Origin of the sequence: Xenorhabdus cabanillasii (assembly GCF_003386665.1) — a bacterium.
In the GTDB taxonomy this organism is placed as follows: domain Bacteria; phylum Pseudomonadota; class Gammaproteobacteria; order Enterobacterales; family Enterobacteriaceae; genus Xenorhabdus; species Xenorhabdus cabanillasii.
On record NZ_QTUB01000001.1, the window covers coordinates 137,588 to 151,821 of the forward strand.

General features: G+C 42.7%; 15 protein-coding genes and 1 pseudogene. 5 read left to right on the plus strand and 11 right to left on the minus strand.

Features of this window, described 5'->3' with window-relative positions; all coding sequences use genetic code 11:
* Window positions 1-29: 29 nt before the first annotated feature.
* Complete coding sequence (gene mutM, locus BDD26_RS00680) at window positions 30-839, minus strand: bifunctional DNA-formamidopyrimidine glycosylase/DNA-(apurinic or apyrimidinic site) lyase (RefSeq protein WP_115825293.1); 810 nt, start codon at window positions 837-839, stop codon at window positions 30-32.
* A gap of 117 nt (window positions 840-956) precedes the next feature.
* Here mutM and rfaL point away from each other — a divergent pair, with 117 nt between their 5' ends.
* A complete protein-coding gene (gene rfaL, locus BDD26_RS00685; protein WP_115825294.1) occupies window positions 957-2,219 on the plus strand; it encodes an O-antigen ligase RfaL in 1,263 nt (420 codons plus the stop codon).
* 60 nt (window positions 2,220-2,279) lie between these two features.
* Here rfaL and BDD26_RS00690 read toward each other — a convergent pair whose 3' ends face one another.
* The 7 genes from BDD26_RS00690 to radC form a co-directional block, all read right to left on the minus strand.
* The gene (locus BDD26_RS00690) at window positions 2,280-3,461 is read right to left on the minus strand and encodes a glycosyltransferase family 4 protein (RefSeq protein WP_115825295.1); all 1,182 of its coding nucleotides are present in this window, start codon (window positions 3,459-3,461) and stop codon (window positions 2,280-2,282) included.
* Window positions 3,458-4,564, minus strand: a complete 1,107-nt coding sequence (locus BDD26_RS00695; RefSeq protein WP_115825296.1) for a glycosyltransferase family 4 protein — start codon at window positions 4,562-4,564, stop codon at window positions 3,458-3,460. The genes BDD26_RS00690 and BDD26_RS00695 overlap by 4 nt, the downstream gene beginning before the upstream one ends.
* A gap of 16 nt (window positions 4,565-4,580) precedes the next feature.
* Window positions 4,581-5,570, minus strand: coding sequence for a glycosyltransferase family 9 protein (locus BDD26_RS00700; RefSeq protein WP_038263476.1), 990 nt, complete (start codon window positions 5,568-5,570; stop codon window positions 4,581-4,583).
* 185 nt (window positions 5,571-5,755) lie between these two features.
* Window positions 5,756-6,868, minus strand: a complete 1,113-nt coding sequence (locus BDD26_RS00705; RefSeq protein WP_115825297.1) for a glycosyltransferase family 4 protein — start codon at window positions 6,866-6,868, stop codon at window positions 5,756-5,758.
* A 164-nt stretch (window positions 6,869-7,032) separates the two neighbouring features.
* Window positions 7,033-7,200 carry a 50S ribosomal protein L33 gene (rpmG, locus tag BDD26_RS00710; RefSeq protein WP_010847629.1) on the minus strand — a complete coding sequence of 56 codons (168 nt, stop codon included), beginning with the start codon at window positions 7,198-7,200 and terminating at the stop codon, window positions 7,033-7,035.
* 11 nt (window positions 7,201-7,211) lie between these two features.
* A complete protein-coding gene (gene rpmB / locus BDD26_RS00715; RefSeq protein WP_038239873.1) occupies window positions 7,212-7,448 on the minus strand; it encodes a 50S ribosomal protein L28 in 237 nt (78 codons plus the stop codon).
* Window positions 7,449-7,710: 262 nt separating this feature from the next.
* On the minus strand, window positions 7,711-8,403 hold the full coding sequence (gene radC, locus BDD26_RS00725) for a RadC family protein (RefSeq protein ID WP_115825298.1): 693 nt from the start codon (window positions 8,401-8,403) through the stop codon (window positions 7,711-7,713).
* Window positions 8,404-8,660: 257 nt separating this feature from the next.
* On the opposite strand from radC, the gene coaBC reads away from it, so the two are divergent.
* The 3 genes from coaBC (at window position 8,661) to slmA (ending at window position 11,080) form a co-directional block, all read left to right on the plus strand.
* On the plus strand, window positions 8,661-9,890 hold the full coding sequence (coaBC, locus tag BDD26_RS00730) for a bifunctional phosphopantothenoylcysteine decarboxylase/phosphopantothenate--cysteine ligase CoaBC (protein ID WP_115825299.1): 1,230 nt from the start codon (window positions 8,661-8,663) through the stop codon (window positions 9,888-9,890).
* The gene (gene dut, locus BDD26_RS00735; RefSeq protein ID WP_038263464.1) at window positions 9,868-10,326 is read left to right on the plus strand and encodes a dUTP diphosphatase; all 459 of its coding nucleotides are present in this window, start codon (window positions 9,868-9,870) and stop codon (window positions 10,324-10,326) included. Before coaBC ends, dut begins: the two co-directional genes overlap by 23 nt.
* Window positions 10,327-10,480: 154 nt before the next feature.
* On the plus strand, window positions 10,481-11,080 hold the full coding sequence (gene slmA, locus BDD26_RS00740) for a nucleoid occlusion factor SlmA (protein ID WP_115825300.1): 600 nt from the start codon (window positions 10,481-10,483) through the stop codon (window positions 11,078-11,080).
* Between the two features lie 269 nt (window positions 11,081-11,349).
* Here the strand turns inward: slmA and pyrE are convergent, their stop codons facing one another.
* Together pyrE and rph are read right to left on the minus strand one after the other, a co-directional pair.
* A complete protein-coding gene (pyrE, locus tag BDD26_RS00745) occupies window positions 11,350-11,991 on the minus strand; it encodes an orotate phosphoribosyltransferase (RefSeq protein ID WP_115825301.1) in 642 nt (213 codons plus the stop codon).
* A gap of 85 nt (window positions 11,992-12,076) precedes the next feature.
* Entirely contained in the window at window positions 12,077-12,838 is a 762-nt protein-coding gene (gene rph / locus BDD26_RS00750) for a ribonuclease PH (protein WP_051502323.1), read from the minus strand.
* A gap of 139 nt (window positions 12,839-12,977) precedes the next feature.
* On the opposite strand from rph, the gene BDD26_RS00755 reads away from it, so the two are divergent.
* Complete coding sequence (locus tag BDD26_RS00755) at window positions 12,978-13,841, plus strand: YicC/YloC family endoribonuclease (protein WP_115825302.1); 864 nt, start codon at window positions 12,978-12,980, stop codon at window positions 13,839-13,841.
* Between the two features lie 136 nt (window positions 13,842-13,977).
* Here the strand turns inward: BDD26_RS00755 and BDD26_RS00760 are convergent.
* A pseudogene (locus BDD26_RS00760) lies at window positions 13,978-14,186 on the minus strand (IS1 family transposase); the annotation flags it as partial.
* Between the last annotated feature and the right edge of the window lie 48 nt (window positions 14,187-14,234).

Below are 14,234 nucleotides of genomic sequence, written 5' to 3' on the forward strand. Positions count from 1 at the left end.
CCCCAAAGAGACAAAGACAAGTTGGTAAGTTAATTCTGGCACTGCCGGCAAAAAAATGTACTGCGCTGCCCTAATTTTATACTCTCTATTTTTTCTCCACACATTGGACAAAGCTCGCCTTTCTTGCCATAAACAAATAATTCCTGCGCGAAATACCCTGGTTTTCCATCGGATTGCAGAAAGTCTTTCAGCGTAGTTCCCCCCTGTTCAATAGAACGACGTAAAATCTGCTTTATCGTATCTGCTAATAGATAAGCCTCTTCCTGTGTCAGGGAATGCGCAGGGCGTTCAGGCAAAATATGAGAAACATACAAAGCTTCATTGGCATAAATATTGCCAACACCAACAACCACTTTGTTATCCATCAACCAAGGTTTAATAGCCGTTTTCTTATTACGCGAAAGAGTGTAAAGGTATGAGCCATCAAATACATCAGACAGGGGCTCAGGGCCCAAATGAGCCAGTACAGAACATTTCTCAAGAGCATCGCTCCATAGCCAGGCTCCGAAACGCCGTGGATCTGTGTAGCGGAGAATTTTACCGTCTGTCATCACCAGGTCGATATGATCGTGTTTTGCAGGAGGAGTTTCATGCAGTAAGACACGTAAGCTACCGGACATCCCAAGATGAACAATGATCCATCCATCAGCCAATTCGAGCAACAAGTACTTTGCCCGACGCTGTACACTGAGCACTGGCTGATCGGATAATTTCATGATCTGTTCAGAAACAGGCCAGCGCAAACGTGAATTTCTCACTTCAACATATTGAATCACATTACCAGCCAAATGTGGCTCAATTCCCCTGCGACTGGTTTCGACCTCTGGTAATTCCGGCATATTGACTCCTTGAATAAACTATCTACAGCATCCTATTTCAGCAGATTACGATACCGTTTTCATGTATTATTTACAGTCAAATCCAGTCAAAATCATTGAAAGAGTAGGCCAGCCATCATGCTTCTTGATATCAGAAATAGGCTAAACATAATCGAAAATAAAAAGTCCCTGTGGAACTTATCTATTATTGGACTATATATTATTCTTGTTTATCTGCCAGATATAACAAGATATAAAAATCTTGTCATGATCCTCATCTGCATAACAGCACTGTGTTATCTGGTAAAGGATTTTCGCCAGGTAGTAAACTCACTACGAAATTCGCTTTGCTTATCCATTTTGCTGTTTATATTAGCAATGTTCTACTCTATTGGAATTTCCATTGATCCTGCATTGAGTTTCAAAGAGATGAACAAGCCTATTTTAAATGGCCTGCTGCTGTTCAGTTTCACACTTCCGATTGTGCTTTATCAGGAAAGTAAACAGCACATTGCAAAAATGATCCTGATTGCATTTATTATTGGTATGTTAGCTATTTCACTGACAGATATTGCGAAATACATTATTGATTACTATTCAACCGGTGAAATGCCATTTAGTAATTTTAATCACCGGGAGTTTTCATACGGATTTATTTTCTATTTCCCGGTATTGTTATGTACTTGGGCATTATGGAAAAAACATTCTTTACTGAGCTGGTTATTGTTGATTATCGCTTCAGCCATCAGCCTATTCTTACTACTTGGAACACTTTCTCGTGGAGCCTGGGTTGCCATCGTAGCAGCTACAGTATTTATTATTGCAATTAATAGAGAGTGGAAAATCACCATTGCTGCTGCAATATGTCTGGGATTATTGGCCGGGATCACTCATTGGTCGGCGGCATCGAATCCTGCCACAAAACTACTTTTTTATAAACTCACCCAAACTGATAGCAGTCACCGTTATAGTAATGGAGTGCAAGGCTCTGCGTGGCAGTTGATTATGGAAAACCCTGTCAAAGGTTATGGTTTCGGTAATAAGGTATATCACCAAGTCTATAATAGTCGTGTTGCCGATTATCCTGACTGGACATACAGAACTTCCATTGGACCACATAATGTATTTTTATCGCTTTGGTTTGCTGGTGGCATCCTGGGCCTGATAACCACACTATTAATGACATTCTCAGCAATATTTACCGGAAGCCAAATCATACGTCAAAATAGTGGCATAATCCGACAAGCAGGTATCATTATTCTTACCGCATTTATTGGTATTTTCGTCGTCAGGGGAATGTTTGAAAATGCTTATGTTAATGAAATAGGTATCTTATTGGGATTAATGATCGCTCTATACAGTGCCCAAAAAGAAACCAGAATAGAACAGAAAAACTACTAATTTCAGATACACCAGCCTATATCCAATAAATGAGACAGGCTGGTGTCCCATTATTTGCTTTCATTTATCAAAACATATTTTTTCTATCACTTGCATAATCAACTTTGCCCGTTGATCCCAATTAAAATGTTCCGCGACTAACCGCTGAGAGTGTTCTGCTTTAGCCATTATTTCAGCCGGATTATCAATCAGTAACTGAATCTGTTGTGCGAAACTTGTCGCATTTTCACTGTCTGCAAAGCTGACTGCGTTTTCATCAACCGCATCACGAATAGAAGGAAGATCAGAAATAACAACCGGTTTTCCCATCGCCATATATTCAAAAAGTTTAAGAGGGGAAGTATAACGGCTGCCAATACTGGTTTTTGTCAATGGCAGGATGCAGATATCATTATCGGCAATAACTTGGAAACGGTTTTTAGGATGGACAAACCCCAGAAAATTAACCCGATCGCTTACGCCAATTTGTTGAGCTACAGATTTGAGTTGTTCAATCTGCGTACTATTTCCACCTGCAATGTTCAATACAACATTATTAAGGTGACACATAGACTTCATAGCAGTAGGTACGCCTTTCCAGCGATGCAAACTGCCTAGATACAATACCTGTGTTGTTTCTCCTTTCTGGTATTGCTTGCCTGAAGATGCCATCTTTGTTGCTTCAACTGCTAATAAATCAACACCGTCAGGTGCAACGATAATCGGTGTTTTAACCCTATATTCAGTACAAATATCGTCACGTAGTAATGAAGTCAGAACAAAAACAGTCCGGGCACGATGATAAACCTGTTGTTCAATTTTTCTGAGCCTGGAATATTTGCGCTTATTAGCTCGTTTATTCAAGTCATGGGACTCTTTAAAAGATTGAGAAAAAATTTCATGACTTTCAAAAAAGTGCGGAATATCAGGATGCTTATGCAAGAGATAATTTGCTATTTTAATATTACGAGTAAAAATGGCATCGACCTGGTGTTCCTGCAACCAACGGGAAACCTGAAAATAAAATAATTTTTGTGTATTGATGGGAAAATACCATTTACGGCGCATATCACGTAAAGCGATCAATTCAACAGATGGTGGTAACTTTCTACCAAGGATTTCCTCAACACCATTTTGACCCGCAGGTGTTATCAGACAGACTTGGTGACCCTGACGGGCAAAAGCATCCACGTTCTGCAAAATTTGCAGTGAAGCAACACGAAAGTCAGGTACAGGATAAGGATCAATATAAGCAATCTTCATGACTTTTTTATAGTATCCAATAAACGGCCTGCCGAATGCTTCCAGGTATACATAGTTTCAATTCTCTGGCGAGCATGTTTACCCATTTCTTTTCCTCTGTCTGGTAAAGACAAGAGATGATTAACAGCTCCGGCAATAGCCGCTGCATTACCGGGCGTCACCAGAATGCCGGACTGATTCTCATTCCCTACCACTTCTGGTATACCACCAATATAACTGGCAATGACAGGTCGCTCACATGCCATTGCTTCCGCAATGGTAATACCAAATGCCTCATCACCAATGCTTGGGAAGATCCCGGCATCCCCGGCAGCATAAAACTCAGGTAACTGATCATGACCAACAGGAGGATGAAAAATAATTGATTGGCCTAACTTCAATTCCGCAGCTTTTTTTTCAAGCCGCTTTAGTTCTTCACCTGCGCCAATAATTAACAGTTTTACATCCTTATCACGTAACAAGGCCATCGCATCAACAGCAATTTTCATGCCTTTCCATCCGACTAGCCTACCAGCAAAAGTCAGTAAAAACGTATTTTCATGAATCCTCAGCCTGTTCCGGACATCAGAATTGGCAGGTTTGAACTTATCAATATCTACACCATTATAGATAACACCTGGAAATTGTTTGAAATGATGCTGGATCTGCCAGGCATTAAAATGGCTGCAAGCAACCCATGCCGATATTTTTTTCCCTAATATTCTGTCACCTTTAAAAAAGCTGGTCCCCCCACTCATATAGCAAAACTTAGTATGGGAGTTGGCTGGCATCGTTCTGGGCCAGAAAAAATCAAAAGGCTTAGTCAATATCACCCAATCAAAATTTTCAGCAATAACTGTTTCACGGGCATGACGGGCAAATGAGTAGCGTTCAACAATACGTTGAAAACGGCGACCAATATTGATTACTCGTTCTCTGGGGATAAATGGGAAAGTATGAACACGAATATCCCGATCTCCCAACTCAGGTCTGATATCACCTGTTCCGCCGAAAATATGGATCTCATGTCCTGCATCTGTCAAAGCTTTAGCCAGCTCCCAGACCGCCGTTTGAATACCACCATAGGACATGGTAACGGTGACATCAATAAACCCTATTTTCATCGTTTTCATTATCCTTTTATTGAGCTTCTAGTATATTTTTCACTGAATACCAGACTTGTTCCACTGATATATCTGACATGTTATCTTGACGGGTTGCCTGTTGATAATCTATTGGATGTTCAATCACAGCCAATTTCTCATGTTGTTGTGGAGCAAGAAAACGACCAGGATGAAAACTATGGTACATGGCAACCATTGGGATCCCCAATGCTCCTGCCAAATGTGTCGTCCCGGTATCAACACCGACGTACAAATTAAGTTGGCTCATAATCGCCGCATTTTGGCGCATCGTCGTTTTACCCGCCAGAGATGTACATCTCTGTACTCCCAACATTTCAGATAATCTTTCCGCAGCTACTGCCCCATCCTGGCTACCCAACAGTAAAATGTGGGCAGCAGGATAGTGAGCATAAATACGCCGGGCTAATTCATAAAAAGATTCTACTGGCCAATCACGGTAAGCTTTCGCAGGAAAACTCTGTAATTGAAAGCCAATCCTTAGTTTATCTTCCAACCCATGATGCCGGAGAAAAGAACTCGCATATTCTGCTTCATTTTGGCTCACACAATACTGCAACCGCCAGTCATGAATTTCAATCTCTAACGCATTGGCTAACAACGCCCTTTCCTGCTGAGCCTGCATAAGTTTTTGGGGTTTTTCTACAAACAATTCATTTGGGGTTTTGCGGGATGTATCAGAAAAGCAAACAACCCTATTTGCTTTTCGTCTGGCATATTGTAGGAAAGGTTTATCATGACTATATACTAATGCCAAATCATAACTACGACGAGAAAACCAACCAGCCCATTTCGCTTTTCCTTTTGAAAAAGCGCTTATTGAATTGATTTCACTAATATTCTCAAGGATCTCTTTTGTTCTTTTATGCGCCAATACATCAATATTGGCTTCTGGCCAGTTTAACTTTAAAGCCCGAATCACTGGTGTTACAAGTAAAGTATCGCCAAAACGCGCAATATTGATAATCAAAATATTTTTAGGTTGCATAATAATGAATTATAAAATTATCCACTCAGAGACTGGCTCACGAGAACATACATCAAAGTTACTTAAGATATCTTGATACAGATTGTTCCATGCAGAAGCCAAGCAAAAGTTTTATTTCACTTATAGTATATTAGTCCCATATTAGATAAAGCGATAATATGGGGGCAAAATAATATGATCTGTCACTAACAACTGTCACTGACAACAAAAATAGACTCCATTTTATCTAACATATTATCCATACCGAATAAACGTATGGCTCGGTTAAGTGAAGCATTTCCCATCTGCAAACGTACATCTGCATTTCTCATTAACAGATCTAATTTCTCAGTTAGCTGTTCAACACATTTAGGTTCAATAATATAGCCTGTCTCACCGTCAATCACAGCTTCAGAGATAGCGCCCACTGATGTAGAAACCACTGGTAATCCGCACGCCATTGCCTGCATGATACCTTGTGGAACCCCCTCATTTCCAAACGAAGGCAGTGCAAAAATATCCATCGCATTTAAACAGTCCGGAACATCCTGACGATTACCAAGAAAAATGACACTATCCGCCAGCCCTTCTTGTTTAACCCTGGGTTCAAGATTTTTTCGTTGTGGGCCATCCCCAACAAACAGTAATTGCCAATCAGGATAGCGTTGATGAAGTATTTTCCAGCTATCCAACAAATAACGATGTCCTTTCCAGGTTCTCATTGTTGCCACAATACCTAGCGTCGGTTTATCTGCAATTCCAATACGCTGGCGGCACTGTTGTTTGTTTTCAGGCTGAAAACGTGTCAAGTCGATACCTGTCGGTACAGATGTCATATGAGATAATGGATAGCCATTATTCGTATGTAGATATTGGCGTAACTTTTCCCCTGTTGTGACAATATGCTGGCAGGATTTCAAATAGAGCCAACGGGTCGCTATGGAGGTTGAAACATTAGTGGAAACATGGCGGGTTCGGACTATTGGTGGCATTCCTCTTAATGTGGAACATGCCGCAGCCACCAGCCAAGAATCAGTAGAACTGTGGGTATTAATGATGTCAAACCGATGGCCTTCAGCCTTCAACCAACGGCGCATTGCTGTAAAGCATGGAAGGCGCTTTTTTTCAATTGGCAACGCAACGACAGGAACACCATAATGGTGAGCTTCACGATAAAGTGTCGAAGTTGGGCAACAAACGATAACAACATGATGCCCACGACGCATCATCCCCTGAGATTCCGTCAGAATACGGATCTCTTGCCCTCCCCAACCACGCGACGATTCCGTATGTAAGATGTTCAAGGTCTTTCTAGTCATTTTCTGAGCCACGCCTGACGGTTCATATATCAAAAAGCGTTAGTATAACTGAACGTCATATTACGTTCACGGGTAACTGATAACCAGGTTTAAGATAAGGAGAGATTGGTGTATTTCAGGCATAAAAAAACCCAGCTTTCACTGGGTTTTTTAATCCACTAAAATTATTTGATTTTAGCTTCTTTGTACATTACATGCTGACGAACAACTGGATCAAATTTTTTCATTTCCAGCTTTTCAGGCATAGTACGCTTGTTCTTCGTAGTGGTATAGAAGTGACCAGTACCAGCAGAAGAAACCAGTTTAATTTTATCGCGAATACCTTTAGCCATTTTTCAGCTCCTTAGTATTTCTCACCGCGGGCACGCAGTTCAGCAAGAACTGTGTCGATACCCTTTTTGTCAATCACACGCATACCTTTAGCAGATACACGCAGAGTTACAAAACGCTTCTCAGACTCAACCCAGAAACGGTGAGAGTGCAGGTTAGGCAGAAAACGACGCTTGGTCGCATTTAATGCGTGAGAGCGGTTGTTACCACTCACAGGACGCTTGCCAGTAACTTGGCAGACTCGGGACATGTCTATTCTCCAAAAATCAAATCAGCTCGAGCTTTGTATTGGGTATGGCCGCCTCGTCAGGCTTAGGAGCCCATCTCAGCAAATTTTCTTTACTGATAAAGAACGCTACTGAAAAGAATCACATTTTCTCAACAAAAAACTCACTGAGATAGGCTCTTCTCGCCAAGCCCAAGATCCTCAAAGGTGGCGTAGTATACGCCCTCATTCGCTGATGCTCAAGTCCCGAACAACTAAGATCTGACTGGTTCGTGAAAAAACCGTATTAAATCCAACCTCTTTCCATAAAAGAGACGCAATATTGTTTGCCTATGACAATATGATCCAAAACCTTAACACCGACTAAATTACACGCATCAATGATTTTTTCTGTCACCAGTTTATCTGCCAGACTAGGTTCTGGGTTACCGGAAGGGTGATTATGGGCAAGAATAATAGATGCTGCATTAACTTTAACCGCCTGTCTTACAATTTCACGCGGATGAACTTCAACTTTGTTTATCGTTCCCTTGAACATTTCATCGTGACAAATCACTTTATTCTGATTTGTCAAAAACAGCACGACAAAAACTTCCCGATCCTGCCAGGACAATAAATCCTGCAAATAACTTTGAGTCGCGGCAGGGCTACTCATAACATCTTCATGGATAAATTGGCCGGAGAAAAAACGCTTTGCCAATTCAGAAACTGCCTGTAACTGAACATATTTGCACACTCCCATTCCTTTATGTGCACAAAAATCAGCATAATCGGCAGAAAGCAAATGGTACAATGAGCCAAATGATTGCAGCAGATGTTCCGCCATTTTCACAACAGGCACACCTCTGGCTCCTGTGCGTAAAAATATGGCCAACAACTCCGCATCCGTCAGAGCAACCGCACCATACGCCAGCAATTTCTCTCGGGGAGCAAGATCTGAATGCAATTCATCGTCTTTTTCCACTATTGTGATATCCATTCTACTCCCTCCCTTAAATATCTTTTGCTGGCTGGCTAACAGCCATAGAAGATGACACCCCATAGTTCCGATATCCACATCATTAATATCCCATGATGGAAAAATCACCGCCAGTCTTGTGCGTATGGTTTGCGTAGCGCTTCGCAAACTTGGTATTTCTCAGTGACGGAACGAGAGCTCTCAACGCCATATTCTCAACACCATATTTTCTTATGATAGAATCTTGAGTAATTGTAACTTACAGGTGGACAATCAGAATGGCAGAACTTTCCGGTAAACGGCTTTCTGGTAAGCATATCGTGCTCGGCATCAGTGGAGGTATCGCCGCTTATAAAACAGCAGAGTTAGTACGGCGTTTACGTGATCATGGTGCCCAGGTACGCGTCGTGATGACCCCGGCAGCAGAGGCTTTTATTACCCCATTGACATTACAGGCTGTATCAGGTTATCCGGTTTCTGATAATCTTTTAGATCCGGCAGCGGAAGCAGCGATGGGGCATATTGAGCTGGCAAAATGGGCTGACTTGATTATTCTCGCTCCTGCGACGGCAGATCTGTTAGCTCGGTTAAGTAGTGGTATGGCAAACGATTTAGTCACAACTATCTGTTTAGCTTCAGCAGCCCCCCTGGCGGTCGTTCCTGCAATGAACCAGCAAATGTACCGTGCACAAGCTACCCAACATAACCTCAATATACTGAGAGAACGTAATGTGTTGATTTGGGGACCGGATGAGGGAAGCCAGGCCTGTGGCGATATAGGGCCGGGAAGAATGATTGAACCCATGGCGATTGTTGAACTGGCAACGCAACATTTAAACCCTGTTCGAGATTTAATGGGCCTGCAAATAACAATTACCGCCGGGCCAACTCGTGAAGCCTTAGATCCTGTCCGTTTTATTACCAACCATAGCTCCGGTAAAATGGGATTCTCCATCGCACAGGCAGCCGCAGAACGTGGAGCTGAAGTCACACTGATTGCAGGCCCTGTCAATCTGACTACTCCTCAAAATGTTAAACGTATTGACGTAACCAGCGCATTAGAAATGCACGAGCAAGTGCAGGCAATCGCAGCTTCACAACATATTTTTATCAGCTGTGCTGCCGTCTCTGATTATCGATTCAAACAGATATCAGTTGAAAAAATCAAAAAACAGGGTGATGAAATCACCTATACATTAGTCAAAAATCCTGACATCGTAGCGAATGTTGCGGCAATGGAAAAACATCGTCCCTTTGTCGTTGGATTTGCAGCCGAAACCCAGAATGTGGAAGAATACGCCCGCGGAAAACTCAAGCAGAAGAATCTGGACTTGATTTGCGCGAATGATGTATCTCTGGCTGAACATGGCTTCAACAGTGATACTAATGCATTACATCTGTTCTGGCATGATGGCAGCATTAATTTACCGCACAGTGGTAAATTACAACTCAGCCACCGCTTATTAGACGAGATATTCAAACGCTATGATGAAAAAAATCGACGTTAAAATCCTTGACCCCCGCATCGGGCAAGAATTTCCTTTACCGACCTATGCTACTCCTGGTTCTGCGGGCTTAGATTTACGTGCTTGTCTGGATAACGCAGTGGAACTGGCACCTGGTCAGACCGAACTTCTGCCAACAGGGATTGCTATCCATATCGCGGATGAACAATTGGCTGCGGTCATTCTTCCCCGCTCTGGTCTGGGCCATAAACATGGTGTGGTGCTGGGTAATCTGGTAGGACTCATCGACTCTGATTATCAGGGGCAACTGATGATTTCTGTTTGGAACCGTGGTGATAAGACATTCACCATTGAACCGGGCGAACGTATTGCCCAAATGGTTTTTGTGCCCGTTGTACAAGCTGAATTTAATTTGGTTGAAGATTTCGAGAGCACAAAACGCGGAGCAGGTGGTTTTGGTCATTCCGGTCGTCAATAATTTTCCATAAAGCCTGATACCGTCAACCAACTTTTATATTTTTGCCCATCATCAGCATGGGCAAAATGTATGCCCATAAATTCTGAGTCAAGACTTGGAAGATAAAGGGTATGGCTGGATTTGTTTTGCTGTCTTAGCAGGGGTATTACCACACATGGCAGAAAAAGAACGTACAAAAAAGAAAAACAGACGTGAAGAAATCTTGCAGGCACTGGCACATATGCTTGAATCCAGCGATGGCAGCCAGCGTATTACAACTGCAAAGCTTGCCGCCAACGTTGGGGTTTCTGAAGCTGCTCTTTATCGTCATTTTCCAAGCAAAACCCGGATGTTTGATAGCCTGATTGAGTTTATTGAAGACTCTTTAATTTCTCGCATCAACCTGATTTTGCAAGATGAAAAAGAGACCATCCCTCGAATTCGGTTAATTCTGATCCTCATTTTGGGTTTTGCAGAAAAAAATCCAGGTTTAACCCGTATCATGACAGGCCATGCCCTGATGTTTGAACAGGACAGATTGCAAAACCGTATCAACCAACTGTTTGAGCGTATTGAGGTACAGCTTCGCCAAATCTTAAAAGAGAAAAAAATACGGGATGGACAAGGGTTCAGTTATGACGAAACTATACTAGCATCACAATTACTGGCTTTTTGTGAAGGAATGCTCTCTCGTTTTGTTCGCTCTGAATTCCGCTATCGACCAACGAAAGAATTTGAAGTACGCTGGCCCTTGATATTGACCCAACTACAATAAATTTCCCAAACCTGTTATGAACATTTTTTATTCTGGGGATCTTTTCATTACAGGATATGGAAATAACAACATGCGTTTTTCACTAACGTTTTTTGTATAAATTTGTGTTAACATGCTTCGGCTAGCTGAGTTGACTACCCAATCGCTCAGTAATGACATTCCTTCCATATTATCTGTGGGATGTCATTTCTACTACTCACCCCGCCCACCATTGGGCGAGGGTTTTTTTAGTCTGTAATTTCTACAGAACAATCAACCAGAACGAATTATCAAATACCGTATTCTCTGCGATAAGCTTCCACAGCCTCTAAATGAGACTGCATTTCTGGGTTTTCACGCAGATAGGTAATCAAATCATTCAAGGTAATGATAGAGAAGACCTTACAGTGATAATCACGCTCAACTTCCTGGATTGCCGAAAGTGTTTCCCGTCCACGCTCCTGACGATCCAAACACAAAATAACTCCAGACAACGTTGCACCATGTTGTTTGATAATTTCCATTGATTCACGAATAGCGGTTCCTGCTGTGATCACATCATCAACTACTACAACTCTTCCTTGTAATGGGCTGCCGACCAGTGTTCCTCCTTCCCCATGATCTTTTGCTTCCTTACGGTTAAAGCAATAAGGCATATCAATATTGTGATGTTCCGCCAGCGCCACTGCGGTTGTAGTTGCGATTGGAATACCTTTATAAGCTGGCCCAAACAGCAAATCACATGGAATACTACTATCCTGCAATGCCGCAGCATAAAAACGACCAATCAACGCTAAATCACGTCCGGTGTTAAATAACCCTGCGTTGAAAAAATACGGACTCTGGCGACCGGATTTCAGCGTAAATTCGCCAAATTTCAGCACCTGTTTTTCCAGTGCCAGTTCAATAAATTCGCGCTGATAGGCTTTCATGGGGTTCTCCTCTTGTACATCATTATGATTCTTATCGCCATTATCGCAGATATAAAAAAGGCGACTCTTTAGCCGCCTGATCCATTTATTTTTTTAATTCATCTTGTTTTAGAGAATCTTCTTTTGAAGAATCTTGCTTCAGCGCATCTTGCTGCGCGGCAAAAATAGTTGTCAATCCTTCTTTCGCAAGGGAAAGTAATGAAAGCAATTCATCATGGCTGAACGGTTCACCTTCTGCCGTGCCCTGAACTTCAATCATTCGGCCATCATCCATCATGACGACATTCATATCAGTCTCAGCCGCAGAGTCTTCTACATACTCTAAATCACAACGACCTTCACCATTAACGATACCAACAGAAACTGCGGCTACCATTGATTTAAAAGGGCTTTTTTTCAGTTTTCCATCGGCAACCAGCTTATCCAGCGCATCTACCAGAGCTACACATGCGCCGGAAATAGCGGCAGTACGTGTACCTCCATCTGCCTGAATAACATCACAATCTAACGTGATGGTATATTCACCCAGTTTTTTCAAATCTACTGCTGCGCGCAGTGAGCGGGCAATCAGACGCTGAATTTCCATGGTACGGCCAGTTTGCTTGCCTTTAGCGGCTTCACGGGCGTTACGGGTATTTGTCGCTCGTGGCAGCATACCATATTCTGCCGTGATCCAGCCCTGCCCCTGGCCTTTCAGGAAACGTGGAATTCCTTCTTCAACGGAGGCATTACATAACACTTTGGTATCCCCGAACTCAACCAGCACCGAACCTTCCGCGTGTTTAGTGTAATGACGGGTTATTTTAATAGGACGAACCTGCCCTGCCGCTCTTCCTGCCGGACGCATTCCTACCAGGCTCATAGTGTTCTCTCCGCTGTTAATACTTTATTGGGGGCGCATTATACGGCCTAACGCGGCGAATGCCTATCCTGCATCTGCATGGAGCGTTATAATCGTTCATCATTTTATAAATTGGGAATGAGTTATGATCCGTAGCATGACCGCTTTTGCGCGGCGAGATATCAAGGCAGATTGGGGAAATGCAGCCTGGGAACTGCGCTCTGTCAATCAACGTTACCTGGAAACTTATATACGTCTGCCGGAGCAATTCAGAAGTCTGGAGCCAGTCATCCGTGAGCGTATCCGTTCCCGCCTGACTCGCGGTAAAGTGGAATGTAACCTGCGTTTTGAACTGGATACCCGCACTCAGGGCACACTGATTCTTAATGAAAATCTGGCCAAACAACTTGTTGAAGCAGCAGGCTGGATTAAGCAACAGAGCAATGAAGGGGAAATCAACCCCGTAGATATTCTGCGCTGGCCGGGTGTAATGGCTGCCGAAGAGCAAGATTTAGATGCCATCAGCGCACAACTGCTTGCGGAGCTCGATCTGGCACTGGACGCCTTTATCCAAAGCCGAGAAACTGAAGGGCAGGAGCTTAAGGCACTGATTGATAAACGTTTGGATGCTGTAACTGAGGAGGTCAGCAAAGTCCGTGTACAGATGCCAGCCATCCTGCAATGGCAACGCGAACGGTTACAAACCAAGCTGGAAGAAGCCCAGATTCAGTTGGAAAATAACCGTCTTGAGCAAGAATTGATCTTGTTGGCTCAACGTATTGATGTAGCAGAAGAGCTGGATCGTCTGGCTGCCCATGTCAAAGAAACACGCAATATTCTGAAAAAGAAAGAAGCTGTCGGCCGCCGGCTGGATTTTATGATGCAGGAATTTAACCGCGAATCGAATACATTGGCGTCAAAATCAATTAATGCAGATGTGACAAATTCTGCGATTGAACTGAAGGTATTGATTGAGCAGATGCGGGAACAGATTCAAAATATTGAGTAACGTTTCTCAGCATTTCAGAGAAAATCATAAAGCCAGATATACATTGTTATATCTGGCTTTTTTACTATCAGAACATTGCAGAGCTAATCACAGTAGCGCATGATTAGCGTGTATCACTAGCGAAATCGAAACCTAATTAGTGGTACATGGCTATTTTTTTGTTGTACATTTCCGGCGATGTTGAATAACCGAGTGTTTTCCGGTTCAATCGCTTAATTCGATCACGTAGGGTCAGATTTTCACGTTCGATACCCTGCGTAAAAGTTTTTCCCAAACATACCATAACCAACGTTGTTACTTTTTATTTCCAACAAAAGACCTCATTTCGTCAACTTCGCAGAAGATGGAGTTTCTCAGGAAGGTATATCATAAGTTGTTTTCCTACTGACAATT